At 70.8% G+C, this 22,734-nt stretch carries 17 protein-coding genes and 6 pseudogenes; 8 read left to right on the top strand and 15 right to left on the bottom strand.

Annotation, left to right across the window (positions count from 1 at the left end):
* Positions 1-221 precede the first annotated feature (221 nt).
* Positions 222-344 (bottom strand): annotated as a pseudogene (locus tag K1X59_RS22740) (LacI family DNA-binding transcriptional regulator); the annotation flags it as partial.
* A gap of 67 nt (positions 345-411) precedes the next feature.
* Positions 412-1,320, bottom strand: coding sequence for a hypothetical protein (locus K1X59_RS04120; RefSeq protein ID WP_220173957.1), 909 nt, complete (start codon positions 1,318-1,320; stop codon positions 412-414).
* 80 nt (positions 1,321-1,400) lie between these two features.
* On the opposite strand from K1X59_RS04120, the gene K1X59_RS04115 reads away from it, so the two are divergent.
* Positions 1,401-2,129, top strand: a complete 729-nt coding sequence (locus K1X59_RS04115) for an AAA family ATPase (RefSeq protein ID WP_220173956.1) — start codon at positions 1,401-1,403, stop codon at positions 2,127-2,129.
* A pseudogene (locus K1X59_RS22735) lies at positions 2,042-2,613 on the top strand (HAD-IA family hydrolase). Before K1X59_RS04115 ends, K1X59_RS22735 begins: the two are co-directional and overlap by 88 nt.
* 19 nt (positions 2,614-2,632) lie before the next feature.
* Here the strand turns inward: K1X59_RS22735 and K1X59_RS04105 are convergent.
* The 13 genes and pseudogenes from K1X59_RS04105 to K1X59_RS20745 form a co-directional block, all read right to left on the bottom strand.
* A complete protein-coding gene (locus K1X59_RS04105; protein ID WP_220173955.1) occupies positions 2,633-3,487 on the bottom strand; it encodes a 1-phosphofructokinase family hexose kinase in 855 nt (284 codons plus the stop codon).
* Positions 3,484-3,642, bottom strand: coding sequence for a hypothetical protein (locus K1X59_RS04100; protein ID WP_202045535.1), 159 nt, complete (start codon positions 3,640-3,642; stop codon positions 3,484-3,486). Before K1X59_RS04100 ends, K1X59_RS04105 begins: the two co-directional genes overlap by 4 nt.
* A 12-nt stretch (positions 3,643-3,654) precedes the next feature.
* A complete protein-coding gene (locus tag K1X59_RS04095) occupies positions 3,655-4,389 on the bottom strand; it encodes an SDR family oxidoreductase (protein WP_183151915.1) in 735 nt (244 codons plus the stop codon).
* Positions 4,386-5,141: a class II aldolase/adducin family protein gene (locus K1X59_RS04090; RefSeq protein ID WP_220173954.1), complete on the bottom strand. Its 756-nt coding sequence runs from the start codon at positions 5,139-5,141 to the stop codon at positions 4,386-4,388. The genes K1X59_RS04095 and K1X59_RS04090 overlap by 4 nt, the downstream gene beginning before the upstream one ends.
* Positions 5,138-6,625: a rhamnulokinase family protein gene (locus K1X59_RS04085; protein WP_220173953.1), complete on the bottom strand. Its 1,488-nt coding sequence runs from the start codon at positions 6,623-6,625 to the stop codon at positions 5,138-5,140. The genes K1X59_RS04090 and K1X59_RS04085 overlap by 4 nt, the downstream gene beginning before the upstream one ends.
* Before the next feature lies 1 nt (position 6,626).
* Positions 6,627-7,394, bottom strand: a complete 768-nt coding sequence (locus K1X59_RS04080) for an SDR family oxidoreductase (protein ID WP_183151913.1) — start codon at positions 7,392-7,394, stop codon at positions 6,627-6,629.
* A 62-nt stretch (positions 7,395-7,456) separates the two neighbouring features.
* The gene (locus K1X59_RS04075) at positions 7,457-8,452 is read right to left on the bottom strand and encodes an ABC transporter substrate-binding protein (RefSeq protein ID WP_183151912.1); all 996 of its coding nucleotides are present in this window, start codon (positions 8,450-8,452) and stop codon (positions 7,457-7,459) included.
* 52 nt (positions 8,453-8,504) lie between these two features.
* Entirely contained in the window at positions 8,505-9,587 is a 1,083-nt protein-coding gene (locus tag K1X59_RS04070; protein WP_183151911.1) for an ABC transporter permease, read from the bottom strand.
* Entirely contained in the window at positions 9,584-10,426 is an 843-nt protein-coding gene (locus K1X59_RS04065) for an ATP-binding cassette domain-containing protein (protein ID WP_183151910.1), read from the bottom strand. The genes K1X59_RS04070 and K1X59_RS04065 overlap by 4 nt, the downstream gene beginning before the upstream one ends.
* Positions 10,427-10,429: 3 nt before the next feature.
* Positions 10,430-11,332, bottom strand: a complete 903-nt coding sequence (locus K1X59_RS20750) for a hypothetical protein (RefSeq protein WP_258567061.1) — start codon at positions 11,330-11,332, stop codon at positions 10,430-10,432.
* Between the two features lie 92 nt (positions 11,333-11,424).
* Positions 11,425-11,826: pseudogene (locus K1X59_RS22730) on the bottom strand (FGGY family carbohydrate kinase); the annotation flags it as partial.
* A gap of 8 nt (positions 11,827-11,834) precedes the next feature.
* Positions 11,835-13,955: a substrate-binding domain-containing protein gene (locus K1X59_RS04050; protein WP_220173950.1), complete on the bottom strand. Its 2,121-nt coding sequence runs from the start codon at positions 13,953-13,955 to the stop codon at positions 11,835-11,837.
* Between the two features lie 86 nt (positions 13,956-14,041).
* A pseudogene (locus K1X59_RS20745) lies at positions 14,042-15,084 on the bottom strand (aldose 1-epimerase family protein).
* Between the two features lie 152 nt (positions 15,085-15,236).
* Here K1X59_RS20745 and K1X59_RS04035 point away from each other — a divergent pair.
* From K1X59_RS04035 to K1X59_RS04010, 6 genes and pseudogenes are all read left to right on the top strand, one after another.
* Positions 15,237-16,076 carry a class I fructose-bisphosphate aldolase gene (locus tag K1X59_RS04035; RefSeq protein WP_183151906.1) on the top strand — a complete coding sequence of 280 codons (840 nt, stop codon included), beginning with the start codon at positions 15,237-15,239 and terminating at the stop codon, positions 16,074-16,076.
* Positions 16,073-17,227, top strand: coding sequence for a Gfo/Idh/MocA family protein (locus K1X59_RS04030; protein WP_220173948.1), 1,155 nt, complete (start codon positions 16,073-16,075; stop codon positions 17,225-17,227). The genes K1X59_RS04035 and K1X59_RS04030 overlap by 4 nt, the downstream gene beginning before the upstream one ends.
* A 46-nt stretch (positions 17,228-17,273) precedes the next feature.
* Positions 17,274-18,275, top strand: coding sequence for a LacI family DNA-binding transcriptional regulator (locus K1X59_RS04025; RefSeq protein WP_220173947.1), 1,002 nt, complete (start codon positions 17,274-17,276; stop codon positions 18,273-18,275).
* Positions 18,276-18,310: 35 nt separating this feature from the next.
* Complete coding sequence (locus tag K1X59_RS04020) at positions 18,311-19,072, top strand: DeoR/GlpR family DNA-binding transcription regulator (protein WP_183151904.1); 762 nt, start codon at positions 18,311-18,313, stop codon at positions 19,070-19,072.
* Positions 19,073-19,164: 92 nt separating this feature from the next.
* Positions 19,165-21,200 (top strand): annotated as a pseudogene (locus tag K1X59_RS04015) (bifunctional aldolase/short-chain dehydrogenase).
* A 105-nt stretch (positions 21,201-21,305) separates the two neighbouring features.
* Positions 21,306-22,703, top strand: a pseudogene (locus tag K1X59_RS04010) (rhamnulokinase family protein).
* Positions 22,704-22,734 lie beyond the last annotated feature (31 nt).

Here is a 22,734-nt window from a genome sequence, read left to right as displayed (position 1 = left end):
CCGGAGAGCTGACGACCGAGCATCGACTCGATCGCGGCCCGTTCGTCGTCGGGCTCGTCGCCGAGGCTCGTGACCAGCGTGGAGAGACCGCGCTCGCGCGCGACGTCTTCGATGGCCCGGGCGATCGAGGCGAAGAAGGGGTCGACGATGTCCGGCACGGCGACGCCGATGACCGACGTACGCCCGGCACGGAAGGTGGTCGCCAGAACGTTGGGCACGTAGTTGAGCTCGCGCATCGCCTGCTCCACCAGCGCTCGCGTGTGCGGCAGCACGTGCGGGTCGTCGTTGAACACCCGCGACACCGTCTTGGTGCTGACGCCTGCGTGCGCGGCGACATCGCGCATGGTCGTCACGGGCACCTCCTCACCCCCGGGCCGGGGTCGCCTCCGCCACCCTACCGGCGCCCGGGCCTCACCTGCGCCCGTCGACCGCGTCGGCGAGCTCGCGCAGCCGAGGCAGCGCCCGGGTGGTCAGCAGCTCCTCGCGGCGCGCGGGATCGTACGACAGGCTGTCCTTCCACAGCGACCGTCCGGCCATGGCCCCTGCCGCGCCGTGGCTGACCGCCTCGGACACCTGCACGATGAAGGTCTCGTGATCCACGCCGGCCGAGAGCACGGCCCACGGCACACCCTTGGCGGCCGCGGTCACCGCCGCGCTCGCCTCGCCGGAACCGGGATACTGCAGCTTGAGGATCTTGGCGCCGGCGGCGACGGCGAGCGCGGCACCGTCGGCGACCAGCGACGGGAATGCGGCCGCATACTCCTCGTCGCTCTCGCCGTCGAGCTGATACGTGAGCAGCTCGACGATGAGCAGCAGCCCCTCGGCCTCGCATTCGGCCACCAGTGCACGGATCTCGTCGAAGACGCGCGAGTTCTCGTCCTGGCGGTCGGGACGTGTGTAATAGAGCATCTTCGCGACCCCGCCGCCGAGCTCGCGCACGGTACGCGGCGTCACGCCCGGCACGAAGCGCGTGTACCGCAGCCCGTCGACGGTCTCGAACCCGGAGGCGTCGAGGCCGACCACGAGCGCCGTGTCACGATCCAGCACTCCCTCATCGACGATCGACGGAAGGGCGACCTCGGGGTCGAGGAGGATCGCCGGTGCGTGCCTGGCGAGATGGCGGACCAGATCGGCCTTCACCGCGGACAGTTCGTCGCGGGTGATCGCCTCGGATCCGCCTGGCGCATCGGGGATCGCGGCCTTCATGCCGTTGCGCTGGTCGGCGGCGACGATGAGCATGCTGCCCTCCGGCGTCGTGATCGACTGCAGTGCGCGACGCTCGAGCGTCGTGAGGGGGTTCACAGCGGTGCGGGTGGTCATGGGGTCCTCTTCTCATCGCCACCGGTGTTCCGCGGAAAATCAACCATGACACCGGTGTCTTCTCCCTCTATGGTGGAGGTATGAACGACACCTGTCAACCACCGGAGCCCCTGGCGATCGCCGTGAGCGGCATCGCGGGCAGCGGCAAGTCGACCCTCGGCCGCGCGCTCGCGGCGTCGCTGCGCCTTCCGCTCGTCGACCTCGACGCGGTAACGAACCCCCTCCTCGACGCCCTCGACGACGCGGTGCTCGGCGGACACTGGCTGCGCGGACCACACGCGCGCACGATCCGCGAGGGGCGCTATGCCGCGCTGCGGGCGGTCGCCGCCGACGCGGTCGCCACGGCGGGAGGTGTCGTGCTCGTCGCTCCGTTCACGACCGAGCTCGACGGCGGCGAGGAGTGGGCGCGCCTGCAGGCCGCGGTCGCACCCGCCGCGCTGCGCATGGTGTACCTCGAGGGCGACCCGCAGCTGCTCACCGCGCGGAGGGCTGCGCGCGGCGAGCCGAGGGACCGTCATCGCACGGACGCCCCGCCACGCACCCCCGCGATCCCCGTGGTGCGCATCGATGCGGAGCTGTCGACCCCCAGCAGTCGGCGAGAGTGCTCGCGGATCTCGGGGTCAGGACGCCGCTGGATCCCGATGCCGCCCTCTTCTCCCGCAGCTTCGACGCCGTGCTCTTCGACCTCGACGGCACCCTCGTCGACTCCACCGCCTCGGTCATCCGCGCCTGGCGCCGCTTCGCCGCGCACTACGGCGTCTCCTCCGACCCGCTGCACGAGAACCACGGACAGCCGGCGCGCACGCTGATCGCACGACTGCTCCCGACCGGGTTGCGGGCTGAAGGACTCGACCGCATCCTCGAACTCGAACTCGCCGACGCGGTCGCCCTCCCCGAGGTGCGCGGAGCACGGGCGTTCTACGACAGCATCCCCGCCGACCGGCGCGCCGTCGTGACCTCCGGCACGGCGCCGCTGGCCACTGCCCGCCTGCGCGCCGCCGGGTTCACCACCCCCGGGGTGTTCGTGACGTCCGACGATGTCCCCGGGGCAAGCCCGACCCCGAGCCCTTCCTCCTGGCCGCGGACCGGCTCGGTGTCGACCCCGAGCGGTGTCTGGTGCTCGAGGATGCCACCGCGGGAATCCAGGCGGCACGCGCGGCGGGGTGCGCCGTCATCGCGGTCACCGGGACGGTCGAGCCCTCCGCGCTCCCCGCCGACCTCGTGATCGACGGACTCGACCGTCTCGCCGTGTCGCTCGACGCCGAGGGCATCCACCTGCATCCGGTCGGCTGAGCGGGTCGGGCGGGCTCCCTCAGACGGCCGGTTCGGTCAGCTCGACGGCGGCATCGGGATCGCGGGTCACCTCGGCCGCCGGCAGGTCGTCGAGGGTGCGCAGGATCGTCGTGCTCTGCGCGACGGCATGCGCTCCCCACGAAGCCGCGGTCGCCGCCGCACGTGCGAGCGCGGCCTCGCCTCCCCCTTCGCCGCCGAGCCCCACCAGGAAGCCGGCCAGCGATGCGTCGCCCGCGCCAGCCGTGTTCACCAGCCCCCGCGCCTCGGCCTTGGCATGGACCACGCCCGACTCCGACACCACAAGGACGCCGTCGGCTCCCATGCTCGTGTAGACGATGCCGACCCCGCGTGCCCGCAGCTGCCGGGCGGCGGACACGACGTCTCCGATCGTCCGCAGCGCCGTGCCGATCAGTTCGGCCAGCTCATGCGTGTTGGGCTTCATCAGCGCGATGCCCGCGGGGTCGACCGCCAGTGCGCTGAGCGCGGCCCCGCTCGTGTCGACCGCCACCCGGCGACCACCGCGCGCCGCGGCCTGCACGACGTCGACGAGCGACGCCGGAGCATCGTCGACGGCGGGCACGGTCCCGGAGATCACGACCCATCCCGCCCCGAGCTCGGTGCACGCCTCGGTCACCGCCGCCTGTGCCGCGAGCCACGCCGTGCCCGAGATCGGCGGCGTCGGGGCGTTGATCTTCGTGGTCGCACCGGCATCGTCTATCACCGAGGTGTTGACCCTCGTCGCACCAGGCACGGCCACGATGCGCAGCAGGTCGCGGTGTGCCGAGCGCTGCGCGAACGCCAGGTCGTCCTCCCCGACCACGACGACCGCCGCCGTACGCACCCCGGCGAGGTCCAGGGCGGCCGAGACGTTCACCCCTTGCCGCTGAGTTCGCGCTCATAGCCGCTCGCCCTCGTGAACGCGCCGCGTTCGAGCGTGGCGATCCGATAGGTCGCATCGATCGCGCCGGACGCGGTGAGCGTCACGATCGAGGGTGTCTCCGGAACCGGATGCGCATCGCGCTCGCCCATGTCGTGCCTCCGTCAGATCGGTTGCCCGGTCGGCAGCAGCACGAGATCGCGCACGACCACGTGCGGCGGCCTCGTCAGCATGAACAGCATCGCATCGGCGACGTCCGCCGAACGGATCCCCGTCCCCTCGGCGATGCGCTCCGCCTCCTCCGGGGAGCCGTGCGCGAAGCCCCACAGCGGGTTGAGCACCATCCCGGGCGCGATGGCGCCGATCCGAACGCCGCTGTCGGCGTACTGCCGACGAACCGTGTGCACGAACGACTGCACGGCGTGCTTGCTGGCCGAGTACACCGGCTCCCACTCGATGTCCTGATGCCCCGAGACCGAACTGGTCACCAGGATGTCGCCGCTGCCCTGTGCGAGGAGCGAGGGCAGGGCCGCGCGCACGAGTGCCATGACACCGGTCACGTTCGTCGCGACGACGGCCGCGATCTGGTCGACCGTGGCATCGGCCAGATCACCGCCGAGGTAGATACCGGCGTTGGGCAGCACGATGTCGAGGCGCCCGTGCCGTCGGAGCGTCTCGTCGACGATCTGCGTCGCGGCCGCGGGGTCCGACACGTCGGCCTGGATCGTGGAGATGCGGTCGGGGTGGTCGGCGGCGAGCGCGGCGAGGCGCTCCGCGTCACGGGCGACGGCCACAACGTGGCAGCCCTCCGCGGCGAGCGCGTTCGCCGTCGCGAGGCCGATCCCCGAACTCGCACCGGTCAACACCGCGACCTTGCCCTCGAGCGTCACGGCGGTCATCGCGCCACCCCCTCGGCCAGCAGCGCTCTGCGATAGACCTCGTCGGGGCGCGTGTCGATGCGCTGCACCTCCTCGGCGGGCATGAAACGCACGCCCCCGACGGCCGCAGCCCCGATGATCGCCCGCGCGCACTTCTGGGCCATCGCGGTCATCCCCAGCACCTGATCCGGATTCGCACCGACCACGAACATCCCGTGGTTCTGCAGATACACGGTCGCCGGTGGCCTGCCGTGCCGCTCCGCGTGTGCGCGCACCAGGCGGCGCACCTCGCGGGCCAGCGGGAGCCCGGGGTCGATGTAGGGCACGAGCAGCGGCGCAGCGCCGAGCACCACGATCTGGTCGGGGAACAGCGCCCCGTCCACCAGCAGCTCTGGATGCTCCGAGCACAGCAGGGCGTTCACGGCGGTCGGATGCGAGTGGGCGATCACCCGCGCCGGGGTCTGGTCGTACAGCACGGCGTGGAGCAGCGCCTCGACGGAGGGGCGCCGCCCCTGCTCCGCGGCGATCCGGTCGAACCAGCGGTCGATGTCGGCTCCGCCCGTGTGCTCGTCGTCGATCAGGCGCAGCGCCTCGTCGAGGGCGATCCGCACGAAGTCCTCTGGCTGTGCGGAGCCGAGCACCGCCCCCGAGGCCTTGACGAGCATGTGGCCGCCATCCCGTGCCGAGGTGTTGCCCTCGCTGAGCAGCGCCGCCTCCATGACGGGGTCGCCCAAGCGTCGGCTGAGGTCTGCCAACAGGTCGCGGTGGTTCACGAAGGATCTCCGATCGTCGGGGTTGCGGTGGCGACGGCGGCCGCCGGATGAAAGCGCGCAGGACCGTCGCCGTCGTCCACGACGATGCCCCTGGCGGACGCGGCATCCGTCAGGTCACCCGCGGCGACGGCCACCTGCAGCAGCACGCCGCGCACCGAGGCCTCGACGGGGCCGGCGATGACCGGGAGACCGCTGCGCTCGGCCGTGAGCGCACACAGCAGATCGTTGCGGGCTCCTCCGCCGACGATGCGGATACGTTCGAGGCGCCGTCGGCTCAGGTCCGCGGCCACGCGGAGGGTGTCGGCGTACGCAGCGGCGAGACTGTCGACGATCGCCCGGACGAAGTCGCCGCGCGAGGTCGGCGGTGCGCTCCCGGTGGCCGTGCACGCCGCGGCGATGCGGGCCGTCAGACCGTCGGGGGCCTGCAAGGACGGGTCGGCCGGATCGAAGCGTCCCCGGTAGTGCGAGTCGGCGGCCGCGGCCAGGAGGTCGGTGAGCATCTCGATGGGCGCTGCGGACGAGCCATCCGCCTCCGCCCATTCGCGCAGCGTCTGCTGCAGGAGCCACATGCCGCTGAGGTTCTTCACGAGCAGGGTGTCGCCGGCCGCACCGATCTCCTGTGTGAAGCCCTCCCGTCGCGCGCTCTCGTCGAGCAGGGGCGCGGCGAGGGCCAGACCGGCGACTCCCCAGCTGCCGCTGGAGACCACGCCGGTCCCCTCGTCCGCGGCGTCCGTCACGGCCATGAACGCGGCGGCGGTGTCGTGCGCGGTGACCGCGAACACGGGCACGGGGTCGTCGGCTCCGATCGCTGCCGTGACCTCAGGGGTGGTCGACCCCGACCACGATCCGTCTTCGACGATCGGCGGCAGCAGTGCCGGCAGCCCTGCGGAGAGCGGGATCGACCAGTCGCCCGTCGCACGGTCGAGCAGTCCGGTGGTGGAGGCGAGCGAGACCTCGGCGCCGACCCGGCCGGTCAGCAGATGCACGAAGATGTCGGCGGTCAGCAGGATGGTGTCGTCCGCCGCGCCGATCCCCGCCGCCCGGTCCTGCCGGAGCTGGTGGGCCGTGTTGATCGCCTGATCGAGCACGCCGGTCACGGCGTAGTCCGCGGCGAGGTCGCGTTCCGCTGAAGTCTGCGCCGCGAGGACGGCATCGGCGTCGCGGTGATGCCGGACGAAATCGCGGAGCACGCCGTCTGCGGTCAGCCTGGCGTAGTCGACGCCCCACGCGGCGACGCCGATGCCCCGCACCTCCGCGCCGGCAGCCCGCGCTGCGGCGACACCCGACCGAAGACCCTCCACGACCCCGGCGTGCAGGGCGGCGACGTCCCACCCGAGTCCTTCGGGTCGTCGTACCGGGATGTTCGGGAAGCGGCCGGCTTCCCGGATCACGAGCGACCCCGCCCCCGACACGGTGCGGAGGATCCCGACCATGACGCGGACGCTGGAAGAGCCGAGATCGACGGCGAGATAGGCGGTCGACATGTCAGATCGCGGTGTAGCCGCCGTCGATCACCAGCGTCTGCCCGGTGAGGTACGACGAGGCCGATGAGGCGAGCAGCAGGAGCAGTCCGTCGAGGTCGGCGGGCTCGCCCATGCGCCCTGCGGGGATCTGCGAGATCCAGTCGGCCGCGAGGTCGGGGTTCGCCTCGGTGAACTGCCGCGTCATGTCGGACAGGATGTAGCCGGGGGCGATGGCGTTGACACGGATGCGCGGTGCCCATTCGACCGCGAGCGACTTCGCCAGCTGGTCGACCGCGGCCTTGGACGCGTTGTACGACGCCTGGTGCTGCGGAACGTTGACGACCCGCCCCGACATCGAGGAGATCAGGATCGCCGAACCGTCGCGGCCCTCGGCGAGCAGCGGGCGCGCGAACGCCTGCGTGGCGTAGAAGGTCCCGCTGAGGTTCACATCGATGACCTTCGACCAGGTCGCGGGATCGACCTCGGCCGAGTCACCCCAGATCGTGATGCCTGCCGCGGTCACGAGCAGATCCGCGATGCCGATGTGCTCCCGCACGGTCGCGAAGGCCGCCTCGACGGAGGCGGCATCGGTCACGTCGACGCGGGCGGCCGCGGTGGGGACGCCCGTCTCGGCAGCGAGCCTGGCGGCCGACTCCTCGACGTCGGGCAGCAGGTCGAGCAGGGCGACGCTCACGCCCTGGCGAGCGAGCGTGGAGGCGAGGGAGTAGCCGATGCCGCGGGCTCCGCCGGTGACGACGGCGACGCGCCCCGCGAGGTCAGGAAAGCTCATGGTGTCCTCTCGGTGGTGGCTTCCGGCGGCCGGGTGTCCCCGGCCGCCGGAAGAGGGTGGTGTCAGCAGGTCGACTTGTAGACGGCGTCCGCGCCGTCGGTGTCGATGTTCTCCTTGGTGATCACCGTGAACCCGGTCTGGATCTTCTCCTCGTTGGCGTCGCCCTCGAGAGCGGCGAGCGCCTGGGCGACGCCGTCCTTGCCGATGGTCGCCGGCTCCTGGGCGACCAGGGCCTGCACGATGTCGTTGCGGAGCGCCTCGACCTGTGCGGGACCGGCGTCGAATCCGACGACCGTGACCTCGCCCTGCTTGCCCGCCTGCTGGATGCCGGTGGCCGTGCCCTCGGCTGCGAACAGGTTCGCGGCGAAGATCCCCACGATGTCGGGGTTCGCCTGCAGCGCTGCGGTCACGATGCGGGCGGCCTCGGCGGGCTCGTTGTGCGAGTACTCGATGCCGAGCGACTCGAACTTGGAGTCTTCCGCCACGGCGTTCTCGAATCCTTCGGCACGCGCGTCGGAGGTCGAGATGCCCGGGTCGATCGAGACGACGAGGACCTTGCCGCCATCGGGGTGCGCAGCCTGGATGGCCTCGAACGCCGCCGCGCCGCCGCCCTCGTTGTCGGACGCGATCTGTGAGACCGCCATCGAGGGGTCCTCCAGCGTCGTGTCGACGAGGACGACCTTGATGCCGGCGTCTGCCGCCGCCTGGATCGGCGCCTGCATGGCCGTGACGTCGGTCGGGGCGATGAGCAGCGCGTCGGGCTTGGAGGCCACGAGCGCGTCGACGATCGGCTTCTGCAGGGTCGGGTCGAACTTCTCCGGGCCCTGCACCTTGACCGTGGCACCGGCGGCCTCTGCCGCCTCTTCGATGCCGCACTGCATGGAGATGTAGAACTCGTCTCCTGCCACGCCCTGCACGAATGCGATCTCGTAGCCGTCGTCGCCGCCGGAGCCGCCGTCGCCGCCGGCATCGTCGCCTCCGCCTGCGCAGCCGGCGAGGACGAGCGCTGCGCTCGCGCCGAGCGCGGCGATGCTGATCGCTTTCCTGTTCCACTTCATTGTGATCACCGTTCTTCTCTTGACTGTGTGTGGATGGGTGGTGGGCCGGGCGTCAGGTACGCCGGCCCCCGCTGACGAACTTGCGCCAGAGGCTTTGCGAACCGCCGCGCATGGCCGCCGACCGGCGGGCCTGGTCGACGTAGACGGCGGTGATGAGGACGGCGCCGACGGCGACCTGCTGCCAGAACGGCGGGACGCCCGTGATGACGAAGCCGTTCTGCAGGACGGCGGGGATGAAGAGACCGACGACGGTCCCGACGATCGTGCCGACGCCGCCGAAGAGGCTGGTGCCGCCGATGACGACCGCGGCGATGACGTTCAGGTTCGTCTGCGACTGTCCGGCGATCGCGGTGGTGGAGAACTGCGACAGCGACAGGATGCCGGCGATGCCCGCGAGTCCGCCCGACAGCGTGTAGATGGAGATGAGGTGTCGGTCGACCTTGACGCCGACGCGGCGCGCAGCGAGTTCGCTCGACCCGACGGCGTAGGTGTGCAGGCCGAAGCGGGTGAAGTGCAGCACCACGCCGCCGATGACCACGACCACCAGGGCGATCACCGAGATGGTGGGGATGGTGCCGAAGACGTTCCCGTAGCCGATCGTCGTGGTCAGCACCGAGGGCACCTCGCGGATGTCGACGCCGCCGGTGAGGATCTGCGCGAGGCCGAGCGCCATGCCCAGCGTGCCGAGGGTGACGATCAGCGGCGGGATCTTCGCCTTGGCGATGAGGAATCCGTTGAGGAGGCCCCAGCCGATGCCACAGGCGATCGCGACGAGGATGCCGACGACGGCCGTGCCCCACCCGTCGCCGCCCATCGCACGCATGACCATCGCCGACACCACTCCGGAGAACACCAGGACGGAGCCGATCGACAGGTCGATGCCCGCCGTGATGATCACGTACGTCATGCCGACCGCGAGCACGGCGAGGATGGAGGCGTTCTGGATGATCAGACGGAAGTTCGACCACTGCGCGAACGTGTCGGGCGCCAACGCGCTGAAGACCAGCACGATCGCGATCAGCACGAGCAGGATCTGGAACGCCTGCGCCTTGATCAGGTTGCGGAAGTAGCCGGTCTTCGGCTCCTCCAGCGTGCCGATCGCGACCGTCTCGGTCGGCGGCTTCGTGGTGCTCATCGGTTCGACTCCTTCTCAGCGTCAGTGCCCTCGGCGAGGTCGCCTTCGGGCGCGAGGTCGGCGGGCGGGGCGGCGTCACGGGTGACGGCGCCGGTCATGAGCCCCACGAGCTCCTCCATCGAGGTGTCGTTCGCCGGGATGTTCGCGACCCTGGTACCAAGGCGCAGCACCTGGATGCGGTCGGAGACCTCCATGACGTGCGGCATCGAGTGCGAGATGAACACGACGGCGATGCCCTTGTCGCGCACGCGGCGGATCGTCTCGAGCACGTTCTTGGTCTGCCGCACGCCGAGGGCCGCGGTGGGCTCGTCGAGGAACACGACCCGCGATGCCCAGTGCACGGCGCGGGCGATCGCGATCGCCTGACGCTGACCACCCGACATCTCACCGACCGGCGAGGTCAGCGAACGCACGGTCGCACCGAGCTCGTCGAACGCGGCGCGCGACTGTGCCCGCATCTCCTTGGTCTTCATGAAGCCGAGAGTGCCGGCGAGACCGTTCTGGCGCAGCTCGCGGCCGAGGTACATGTTCTGCACGGGGTCGAGATGCGGGGCGAGGGCGAGGTCCTGGTACACGGTCTCGACCCCGAGCGCGCTCACCGCGGACGGGGTGGACATGTCGGCCTCTGCACCGTCGAAGAGGATCGTCCCCGAGTCGATGGCGAGGTTGCCCGAGAGCGCCTTGACGAGGGTCGACTTGCCCGCGCCGTTGTCGCCGATCAGCGCCGTCACCTCCCCCGGGTACACCTCGAAGTCGACGTCGTTCAGTGCGCGCACGTGACCGAACTGACGCGACAGTCCTCGCGCCTGGAGAACCGGAACCGTAGAACTGAGCGACATGGGTCAGCTCCTTCCCTTGCTGTGGTTGTGATCGGAATGTCCGGAGCGGAACCCGGCGGCCACGCTCTCGAAGTCGGCTTCGCTGTTCGCGGCCGATGCGGCGAACAGCGCCGCCCCGAAGGCGGTGGCTTCGTCGTGCGTCGCGACCGTGACGTCCGGCAGCACGCGCCGCCGGGCCCTGACGATGCTGGCCATGCTCGACCAGCCGCCGGTGAGCACGGTCGAGGTGGGAGGAGAGACCTCGCGGTCCATGACCTCCATCAGCTCGGCGCACATGTCGTTGCCGTGCAGCAGCGTCGCCGTGAACAGCTCGGCGGGGGTGAGGCCGTCGCTGTTCGCGACGATCTTCAGCACGCCGTCGTCGTTGCGGGCGCCCGTCACGCTCAACCCGCCGTCGGCGAGGGAGCCCGCGACGGGCAGCGCCATCACCTCGTCGTCGATGCGGGCCCGTCCCTGCGCATCCGCGATGCCCAGCACCTGCAGCACCCGCCGCATGAGGAGTCCGGACTTGGTGCCGGCGAGGAGGACGTACTTGCCGGGCAGCACATGGCGGACGGTGTTGATGCCCGCCACGGCGAGGCGTTCGCGCGCGTCGAAGGGCAGGGGTTCGTCGAGCACGCGCACGAGCGCTTCGGCGGTTCCCATCGAGTCGTAGAGCTGGCCGCTGTGGACCGCGCCGACCGCGACGGCCGACACGAGGTGGTCGTGGCCCGCGACCGTGAGGACGGCGCCGCGGAAGCCATCCGGCATCGCGTCGTCGGTGACGATCCCGACGGGCGTCCCCGCGCCGACGCGCTCGGCGAGCAGGTCGGGGCCGACGCCCAGCACCTCGAACGCGGTGTCCCACGGCGTGCTGTCGTCCTGGTCGAGAAGGCCGGTGCGCGAGACGAGCGAGTACTCCGCCACACGGGGACCCCGAGCGAGTGCACGACGTACTCCGGCACGTTCAGGAAGGTCTGCCCGTGCAGATCGACGCCCGTGCCGCGAAGGTGCAGGAGCTTCGCGATCGAGGCGAGGGGACCCACCGGCAGCCCGGTCCGACCGAGGAACTCGGCACGGAAGGCCTCGGGCGTCGCGAGGATCTCCTCGGCGCCACGCGGGTCGAACCACGCGAGGATCGGCGCCGCCGGCCGGCCATCGGGGTCGAGGACGACTCCCGCCTCCGCCATCCCGGACACCCCGAGTGCGAGGACGCGGTACGACCCGCGCTCCGAGAGCAGGGAATCGGCCTCGTGCGCCAGTTCCCGCACCGTGTCCATGACGAGAGCGGCCGACATCTCGGCGCGCCCGTGCTCGCCGCTCCGCCACGGCGACCGCCTGCTCGCGACGAGCTCCTGACGGCCGTCCGTCCCGGTCACGAGGAGCTTGATGCTCGTGGAGCCCACGTCGACGCCGACCATGTACGCGTTCATCGCAGCTCCGCAGCGGCGAGGGTCGTCGGCCATCCGGCACCCGGCTCGGCGACGAGCACGGCGGCATCCCCCTCGACGGTCCAGTCCCCGAAGGAGTACGGCACGGCCAGCACCTGTCCCTGCGAGACCGGGAGGCGTCCGTCGGCTCCCACGAGCTCGCCCGCTCCCTCCGAGATCAGCACGACGGCGAAGCCCGCAGGACGCACCGACGTGCGCGTGCCGAGCGTCGCGGCATCCCAAAGGCGGAAGTACGGGTCGGCGGCGGCCGGCAGGAGCGAGCGGAAGCCTGTGCCGGCCGGTGTGGTCCCGGCCTCGCTGATGAGCGCGGCGAGGTGCTCCGGCGCGAGGCGGTCGGACGACACCGCCGGCATCACGGCGTCGAAGCCCAGGTCCAGGTGCGACTCCTCGCGGGTCGACGTCGTCACCGACCACTCCAGGAGGATCGAGAAGTCCGTCGGCTCCTGCACCTCGGCGACGAAGATCCCGCCGTCGATGGCGTGCGCGGTGCCGGCCGGGACGAGGATGCCCATGCCCTCGCGCACCACGACGCGGTTCATGTGGGCGAGCATCCACTCGCTGTCCTGCGCGTCGCGCCGACGGTCGAGCTCGTCGCGGTCGAGGTCGGTGTTCCACCCCACGTGCACCGCGGAGTCGGGCTCGGTGTCGAGGACGTACCAGGCCTCGGTCTTGCCATAGGGGCAGTCGAGGTGCTCGACCGCGAAGCCGCGTCCGGGGTGCACGTGCACGGGGAGGCGCTGGCGTGCGTCGAGGAGCTTGACGAGGATGCCGACGTCTCCGGCATCCCGTCCCCTCACCGGCCCCGTCCATCCTGCGGGGTCCGCGGTGACGAGGTCGCGCAGGATCTCGCCGTCCGCGGTGATCGCGAGCCCCGTGCGGGGGTCGCCGAACCGGGAGACCGTCGCCCCGAGCCATTCCTCCGGCTGGTGGTCGGTCTCGGGGACGATCCCGCGCAGCGCCGCGATCCGGTCGCCGCCGCGGTAGAAGTGCTGGACGGGGTTCGGCGGCAGCAGGACGGGGTTCATCGCAGGTCTCCGATCGGGCGCGACGGCACCTCGCGGTCCGGCGCCATCTCTCCCCGAGCCGCGGGCGATCAGGCGCGTCGGCACCACGATGTGGGCGGGCTCGGCTTCGCTGTCCGCGCCGAGCTCCATGAGCCGGCGGAAGGCGGCTTCGCCGATGAGGCGCGGGTCCTGGTCCACGCAGGTGATGCCGGGCGTGAAGACGTCAGCGAACTGGAAGTCGCCGAACGAGATGAGAGCGGGCATCGGGATGTGGTCGGCGCTGAGCACGTGGATCGTGGCGATCGCTGCGGGGCTCGTGGCGCAGAAGACGGCGGTCGGGGCGTCGGGGCGCGTGAGGAGGTCGCTGATCGACCGCTCCTCGCGGTGTCGGCCCTGCGAGATCACGAGCGTCTCGTCGACCTCGATACCGGCTTCCGCGTGCGCAGCACGGAAGGCGCGGAGGCGCTCGTGGACCGTCGGATACGGCGTCTCCTCGCCGATGAAGCCGATACGCCGATGGCCGCGGGCGAGGAAGCCGCTGATCGCCTCGTACGTCGCGCCGTAATCGTCGACGATGACGGAGTCGATCCCCTCGCGCGAACGGTCGACGCAGATCACGGGGAATCGGCGTCGGAGCGGCTCGAGCTCCGCAGCCTCGATCGCGAACGGCGAGATGATGAGACCGCGCAGCCGGTCGCCGGTCAGACGCGCGAGCTGCTCACGCTCCTGCGCGGCGTCGTGGACGGTGCTGGCGAACAGGACGTTGAGGCCTGCCGCGACGGCGAGTTCCTCCACCGCGCTGACGAAGGCCGCGAAGAACGGGTCCGAGATCGCGTCGATGAGGATCCCGATGGTGTCGGTGTCGCCGCGCTTGAGCGAGCGCGCCCGCCGATCGGGGACGAATCCGAGCTCGAGGACGGCGGCTGCCACGCGCTTGCGGGTGTCGGGGAGGACGCCTGCTTCGCCGTTGACGACACGCGAGACGGTCTTGATGCTCACACCGGCGAGGTGCGCGACATCCGTGATCCGTGCGCGGCGCCGGTCGTCACGGCGTGCGCCGCCGTGCGTGGCCGGCTCGTCGTGTTCGTGCGTCATTGCTACCTCGACATCGTTGTCATCGTTGAATCCGCGGTCATCGCGGCTCGATTGCCACTCATCATGCGACTCCCTCGACAACGTTGTCAAGCAGGAATCTTCGAGAGGCGGCCGTTCGGCGAGCTCACGCCGTCGTCGTGACCTCGATCTCGACGGCGAGGTCGAGCCGGGCGCCCGGCGCGAGCGGACGCAGCAGCCCGCGTGCGCGCGTCGGCGCGACCGAGGATCGTGGGGGCCGTCGCCGGCTCGATGCCGAGCACGACGTGCCCGTCTTCCTCCGCCACTCGCCACTGGAACATCGCGCCGAGCTGCGCGGTGTCGAAGCCGATGCGCAGTGCGAGTCCCCGCGCGCTCTCCACCGTCACATCGACGTCGGAACGCTCCGGCAGCTCGTGTCGGAAGACCTGCTCGGGGTAGACGGGGGCAGGGGCGGGGAACCGTTCCCAGGTGGCGAGTCCCCGCTCCGCCTCCGCATCGCGCGGTCGCACCTCGGTCGCCGGACTCGTGAGCACGGTGCCCTCGTCGACGAGCGGCCAGCCGAGGTTCAGGTGGTACAGGACCATCGGCTCGACCTCCTTCACGCCCCTGTTCACCACGGCGTCCTCCACCCGCACGAGGCGGGAGCCGATCGGACTCACGATCCTCCGTCGCAGCTCCAGGTGGGCGCCGAAGACCTCGACCTCTCGCGTGACGCCCTCCACGACGACCTCGCTCTCGGTGACCTCGGTGCGCGTCACCTGTGCGGCGAGCGACGAGTACCGACCGTGCAGCGGGTGCGACTCGCCCTGATCGACCGAAGGGGCGCCGAAGCTGAGCAGGCCGCAGGTCGTGAGCAGCCCACCCCGAACGCGCGGAGCCAGCCGCGCCCGTCGGGGTCGGCAGGCACGGGAGGAAAGCCCGTCGGCGACGTCCATGCCAGCGGGATGCCCGCAACGCGGAACTGCCCGAGGTCGAGTCCGCGATCGGGCAGGATCTCGAGCTCCAGATCGCCGTTCACCACGCGGATCCGCCGGCTCCCCGCATCCGGGCCGTCGGTGCGCCGCGACGACTCGACGGAGACCGCCTGCCCTCGATGCCCGAGGCGCCGCCATGCCTCCGCGATCGGTGATCCGTACAGCTCTGCCGACATGCTCCTGCCCTTCCCGCAGCCCCACCCGGCGCGTGCGGCCACCGTATCAGCCGCCTTCCGTACGACGCCGGCGGACGATTGACAACGTTGTCTCAGGTCTGCATACTGAGGCTGCGCACCGCCGCGCCACCCTCACGCAGAGAGCACACTCGATGACGAAGCCTCGCCTCAACCGCCTGTTCCACGCCCGTTCGGGGCGTGCCTTCGATGTCGCCGTCGACCATGGCGCGTTCCACGAACACTCGTTCCTCAGCGGCATCGAAGACATGCGGGCCACGGTCCGCACCCTGGTCGACGCCGGCCCCGACGCCATCCAGCTGACCCTGGGGCAGGCGCCGCTCCTGCAGTCGATCCCCGGCAAGCAGAAGCCGGGTCTCGTGCTGCGCACCGACATCGCGAACGTGTACAACGATCCGCTGGAGTCGCCGCTGCACTCGATCCACGTGCCGGACGCGATCGAGGCCGCCGTGCGGCTCGACGCCGTCGCGGTGTGCGTGAACCTGCTCGACCTCCCCGGCCACCCCGAGGTGCGCGAGCAGTGCATCCGGTCGATCCTCGCCCTGCGCACGGATGCCGAACGCTTCGGGATGCCGCTCATGATCGAGCCCCTCGTGATGCAGACGAAGCCGGGATCCGGCGGATACGCGGTCGACGGCGACACCTCGAGGATCGTGACCCTCGTCCGCCAGGCCAGGGAGCTCGGAGCCGACCTCATCAAGGCCGACCCGACCGACGACATCGCCGACTACCACCTCGTCGTGCAAGCCGCGGGAGACACCCCTGTGCTCGTGCGCGGCGGCGGACGAGTCGACGACAGGGTGCTGCTCGAACGCACGGTCGAGGTGCTCCGGCAGGGCGCGCGCGGCATCGTCTACGGGCGCAACGTGATCCAGCACCGTGACCCGGCCGGCATCACCGCGGCCCTCATGGCGGTCGTCCACGAGGATGCCTCCGTGGACGACGCCCTCGGTCTGATCGGAGCCGGGCGATGAGCGGCCGCCGCGTCAACATCGGCATCATCGGCGGCGGACTGATGGGCAGGGAGCTCGCTGCCGCGCTGCGACGCTGGCCCGCACTCGTCGACCACCCCGCCGACCCCCGGCTCGTCGCGGTGTGCGACATCAACCCGGCGGCCCTCGCGTGGTTCCAGGGCATCGACACCGTGCGCCTCACGACCACCGATCACCGGGAGCTCCTGGCCGATCCCGACATCGATGTCGTGTACGTCGCCGTGCGGCACGACCTGCACGAGCAGCTCTACATCGACACGATCAAGGCGGGCAAGGCGCTCCTCGCCGAGAAGCCCTTCGGCATCGACGGCTCGGCCGCCGATGCGATCATGCGGGCCATCGACGAGACCCCCGACGCGTTCGTGCGGGTGTCGAGCGAGATGCCGTTCTTCCCCGGAGCGCAGTGGGCGATCGACTACGTGCGCTCTGGCGCGCTCGGTCGCATCGTCGAGGCGAAGTGCTCGTTCCTGCACGCCAGCGATCTCGACACCGCCAAGCCGCTGAACTGGAAGCGACAGCAGCAGTACTGCGGGGCCGCCGGCGTGCTCAACGACCTCGGCATGCACACCTGGCACGTGCCTCTGCGACTCGGCTGGGCCCCGGAGACCGTGTTCGGGGTGCTGCAGGACATCGTCACCGAGCGGCCGGGTCCCGACGGCACCCCGCTCCCCTGCGACACCTGGGACAACGCGGTCATCCACTCCTGGGCATCGCACGAGGGCGCCCGCTTCCCCCTCACGACCGAGACCAAGCGCATCGCTCCCGGCGAGAAGAACACCTGGGTGTTCGAGGCCATCGGCATGAAGGGCAGTGTGCGGTTCAGCACCAAGAACCCGAAGGAGGTGCAGGTCTTCGCCGTGGTCGACGTGCCGGGGATCGGCCGCGAGCAGAGCTGGCAGCGCATCGACGCGGGGAGTCAATCCGTGTGGCCCACCGTCACCGGGCCGAACTTCGAGTCGGGGTTCTCCGACGCGATCCTGCAGATGTGGGCCGCCTTCCTCGCCGAGCACCAGGGGGAACTCGGCGACGGGTTCGGCACGGTGCGTCCGGAGGAGGCCGCGCAGACCCACCGCATCTTCGCGGCGGCGATCTCCTCCCACGAGTCCGGCGGGTCGGTCGCGCCGCAGCGCTGAGTACGGTCGGCCGGCTTCTATCGTGGGAGTGACGAAGGAGCGGGCGATGCGCAGCAGCGGCAGACCGACGATGAACGACGTCGCCGCAGCGGCAGGGGTGAGCCTGAAGACCGTCTCGCGCGTCATCAACGCCGAACCGAACGTCGACGCGACGATGGCGAGCCGGGTCGCCGAGGCCATCGAGCGGCTGGGCTATCACCGCAACGCCCTGGCGGCGAGCCTGCGCTCCGGCACGAACGACACGGTGGCGTTCCTCGCCGCCGACCTGTCGAACTCGTTCTACATGGGCATCGCGGCGGCGGTGTCGACCGTCGCCGCGCACCGACGCATGCACGTCGTGATGGCCTCCAGCGAAGAAGACCCCGCCACCGAGCGACGCGTCGCACTCGACCTGTGCCAGCGGAGGGTCGGCGGCCTGATCCTCGTGCCCACGTCGGCGGATCACTCCTACCTCGCGCCCGAGGTCGCGCACGGCACACCCGTCGTGTTCCTCGATCGACCGGGCAACGGCATCCACGCCGACACCGTGCTCCTCGACAACCGCGGCGGGGCACGGGCCGCGGTCGCCGAACTGCTGGCGGCGGGACACGAGCGCATCGCGATGCTGCTCGACACGACGGAGATCTACACCATGGACGAGCGCCTCGCCGGTGCGCTCGAGGCGTTCGCGGCCGCCGGCCGCTCGCAGGACCCCGCTCTCCTCATCACGGGAGTGCACACGCCGGCAGACGCCCGCGCTGCGGTGTCGATGCTGCTCGACTCCGCCGCCGCACCCACCGCGCTGTTCTGCGGGAACAACCGCGCGACCGTCGGCGCGCTTGAAGAGCTCATGGTGCGCGATGCCGATATCGCCGTCACCGGGTTCGACGATTTCGAGCTGTCGTGGATGCTGCCGCGGCCCATCCGGGTGGTGTCCTACGACGTGTCCGCACTGGGCACGCTCGCGGCGACGACCCTGCTCGACCGCATCGCCGGAGGCCCTCTCGCCGACCCGAGTCTTCACCTCGTGCCGACGTCGCTCGTCGACCGCGGCGGGCGCTCCCGCTAGGGCGGCGGGATCGAGCACCGGATAGATTTCCTCTCATGGCTCTTTCCGGCAATCTCGAAGCACAACGGCGTCGCGATGAGCTCGTCGAACTCGCGAACGGCCCGCAGGGCGTGATGATCGAGGCCGCGGCCGAGCTGTTCTCGGTCTCGTCCATGACGATCCGCCGCGACCTCCTCGAGCTGGAGGCCGAGGGACGGGTGCGGCGCGTCCGCGGCGGAGCGACGGCAGCGCCGAGAGCCCGCCCGTTCGACGCCAGGAGGGCGATCCGCGCGAGCGCCAAGCGCACCATCGCCGAGAAGGCGCTGCAGCTGGTCCCCACCCGGGGCAGCATCGCACTCGACGCCTCCTCCACGGTCAATGTGCTCGCCTCGATGATCGGACCGCGGACGGGGCTCACCGCCTACACGAACTCGTTCGAGTCCTTCCAGCTGCTGCATCCGCTCGAGGGCGTGACGGCGGTGATCTCCGGCGGCACCGCCGAGCCGACCACGGGCAGCCTGGTCGGGCCCATCGCGCGTCGCAGCATGAGGTCGGTGTACTTCGACATCTTCTTCTCCTCCGCGGATGCCCTCGACGTCGCCGACGGCACGTCCGAGGTGTCCGTCGATGAGGCCGAGCTGAAGCAGGCGATGGCGGCCAACGCGGGCACGACCGTGGTGTGCATCGACTCCAGCAAGCTCGACCGGCGATCCGTCGCCCGCGCCCTCGAGCGCGACGACATCTCGGCGCTGATCACGGAACTCGATCCAGGAGACGAGCGGCTCGACCCGTTCCGCGACCGCACCGACATCCTCTGAACACTTCACCTGGGCGTCAGTTCGTGTTAGATTTCACATGAAGTAACAGCACGAGCACACGGTCGTGTGCATCGTCCCCGTCTTGGAGAGTCATGACCAACGCCACCGCCGCCGCACTCATCGCCCGGTCGAACCGCCTCGGCGCCGACCCGAAGAACACCAACTACGCGGGCGGGAACACCTCTGCCAAGGGCACCGAGACCGACCCGGTCACCGGACGCCCGGTCGAGCTCATGTGGGTCAAGGGCTCCGGCGGCGACCTCGGCACCCTGACCGAGAGCGGCCTCGCGGTGCTGCGCCTCGACCGCATGCGCGCGCTCGTCGACGTGTACCCCGGCATCGAGCGCGAAGACGAGATGGTCGCGGCCTTCGACTACTGCCTGCACGGCAAGGGCGGAGCAGCTCCTCGATCGACACCGCCATGCACGGCCTCGTCGACGCCGCACACGTCGACCACCTCCACCCCGACTCCGGCATCGCGATCGCCACCGCGGCCGACGGCGAGGCCCTCACAGCGCGCATCTTCGGCGACAAGGTGGCCTGGGTCCCGTGGCGTCGCCCCGGCTTCCAGCTCGGACTCGACATCGCCGAGATCAAGCGCGAGAACCCGCAGGCGATCGGCTGCATCCTCGGCGGGCACGGCATCACGGCCTGGGCCGACACCTCGGAAGAAGCCGAGGCCAACTCCCTCTGGATCATCGACACCGCGGCCGCGTACATCGCCGAGCACGGAAAGGCCGAGCCGTTCGGCGGAGTGCGCTCCGGTTTCGAGGCGCTGCCGACCGCCGAGCGCCGCGAGCGCGCTGCCGCACTCGCCGGGACGATCCGCGGCATCGCGTCGACCGACAAGCCGATGGTCGGTCACTTCACCGACGCCGATGTCGTGCTCGATTTCCTGGCGTCCGAGAAGGCCCCGGCGCTGGCCGCCCTCGGCACGAGCTGCCCCGATCACTTCCTGCGCACGAAGATCAAGCCGCTCATCCTCGACCTCCCGGCGACGGCATCCGTCGATGAGCAGGTCGCGCGCCTGCACGAGCTGCACGCCGAATACCGCGCCGACTACCAGGCGTACTACGACGCGCACGCCACCGCCGAGTCCCCCGCCATCCGCGGCGCGGATCCGCTCATCGTGCTGATCCCCGGAGTCGGCATGTTCTCCTACGGCGCGAACAAGCAGACCGCCCGTGTCGCCGGCGAGTTCTACGTCAACGCGATCAACGTGATGCGCGGCGCCGAGTCGCTCTCGACCTATTCCCCGATCTCCGACGCCGAGAAGTTCAACATCGAGTACTGGGCGCTGGAGGAGGCCAAGCTGCAGCGCATGCCGAAGCCCAAGTCGCACCAGGGCCGCATCGCCTTCGTGACTGGAGCCGCCAGCGGCATCGGCAAGGCCATCGCCACCCGTCTCGCGGCGGAAGGCGCGTGTGTCGTCGTGGCTGACCTCGACCTCGAGAAGGCGCAGGCCGCCGCGGCCGAGCTCGGCAGCACCGACGTCGCGATCGGGGTGGCCGCCAACGTGGCAGACGCCGATGCGGTCCAGGCTGCGCTGAACGATGCCGTGCTCGCGTTCGGCGGTGTCGACCTGGTCGTGAACAACGCCGGCCTGTCGCTGTCGAAGCCGCTGCTGGAGACGACCGAGAAGGACTGGGACCTGCAGCACGATGTGATGGCCAAGGGCTCGTTCCTCGTGTCGAAGGCCGCCGCCCGCGTGCTCATCGACCAGAAGCTCGGCGGCGACATCATCTACATCTCGTCGAAGAACTCCGTCTTCGCTGGGCCCAACAACATCGCCTACTCCGCCACCAAGGCCGACCAGGCCCACCAGGTGCGCCTCCTCGCGGTCGAGCTCGGCGAGCACGGCATCCGCGTCAACGGCATCAACCCCGACGGCGTGGTCCGCGGCTCCGGCATCTTCGCCTCCGGCTGGGGTGCCAACCGCGCCGCGACCTACGGCGTCAAGGAAGAGGACCTCGGCCAGTACTACGCCAACCGCACGATCCTCAAGCGCGAAGTCGTGCCCGAGAACGTCGCCGACGCTGTCTACGTGCTCACCGGCCCCGAGCTGAGCCGCACCACGGGCCTGCACATCCCGGTCGACTCCGGCGTCGCCGCGGCCTTCCTGCGATGACTCTCCTCCGCCGAGTGCACGGGAACGCCCCGAGCGCACGAGAACGTCACGTGAAAGCGCCGTGCGCTCGGCAGGATGCTGTGCACTCGGCGAGGGGATGCGCGCATGACCGTCCGCGCGGTCGCGGCCGTCGACCTCGGCGCCACCAGCGGACGGGTCATGATCGGACGGATCGGCGACGGACGCCTCGACCTCGAACTCGTCACGCGGTTCCCGAACGGACCGGTGGCACGCGAAGACGGACTCCACTGGGACTTCGGCGCGCTGTACGAGCATGTGCTCGACGGGCTCACCGAGGCCGTGCGCCGCGAACCGGGCATCGAGAGCATCGGCATCGACTCGTGGGCCGTCGACTACGGGCTGCTCGCGGGCGGAGAGCTCCTGGGCGAGCCGTTCCACTATCGCGACGAGCGCACCGCCCGCGGGGTCGACGAGGTGCACGCGGTCGCCCCCTTCGACGAGCTGTACGCGCGCAACGGACTGCAGTTCCTGCCGTTCAACACGCTGTACCAGTACCGGGTGGACGCACACCTGGGCGAGGCAGACACCGCGCTGCTGATTCCCGACCTCATCGCCTACCTGCTCACGGGGTCAGCTGTCGCCGAACGCACGAACGCCTCGACCACCGGTCTGCTCGGCGTGGCCGACGGCGAGTGGGACACAGCGCTGGCCGACCGGCTGTCCATCCGCTCGAGCATCCTGCCGCCCCTCGTGGATCCGGGCGCGACGATCGGGACACTGCGGCCGGAGCTCGCCGCACGCATCGGCAAGGACCTCCCGGTGATCGCCGTCGGTTCGCATGACACGGCGTCCGCGGTCGCGGCCACTCCCCTCTCGACGCCCGACTCCGCGTACATCTCGTGCGGCACGTGGGGCCTCGTCGGGGTGGAGCTGACCGAACCCGTGCTGACCGATGCCGCGCGCACAGCGAACTTCACGCACGAGCTCGGAGTGGACGGCCGCTTCCGGTTCCTGCACAACGTCACCGGACTCTGGCTGCTGAGCGAGACGGTGCGAGCGTGGGAGGCAGAAGACGGCGCGAGCATCGACCTGGCGGAGCTGCTGTCCGCGGCCGCCGAGGTCAGCGGTCCCGTGCCCGTGTTCGACGCCGAGGACCCCTCGCTCACGGCACCGGGAGACATGCCGCAGCGCATCACCGCACTCCTCGGCGACGCGGCCCCGACGTCGCGAGCAGCGTTCGCGCGGACGATCATCGAGTCGATCGCGGCGTCCTTCGCCGGGGCCGTCCAGAGCGCAGCCGCCCTGTCGGGCCGCACGCTCGACGCCATCCACCTCGTCGGGGGAGGATCCTCAACCGTCTTCTCTGCCAGGCGACGGCCGACCGGACGGGACTGCCGGTCCTGGCCGGTCCTGTCGAGGCGACCGCGCTCGGCAACGTGCTGATCCAGGCGCGCGCTCGGCGCTGCACCGGCGACCCTCGAGGGACTGCGTGCCCTGGTCGCGGCGACCCATGCGCCGGAGCGGTTCGTCCCGCACCCGTGACAGGAACGACAGAGGGCGCCGGGGCTGAAAG

Origin of the sequence: Microbacterium sp. Se5.02b, from assembly GCF_019464375.1 — a bacterium.
Taxonomy (GTDB): domain Bacteria; phylum Actinomycetota; class Actinomycetes; order Actinomycetales; family Microbacteriaceae; genus Microbacterium.
This window is presented reverse-complemented; position numbering and strand designations above follow the sequence as displayed.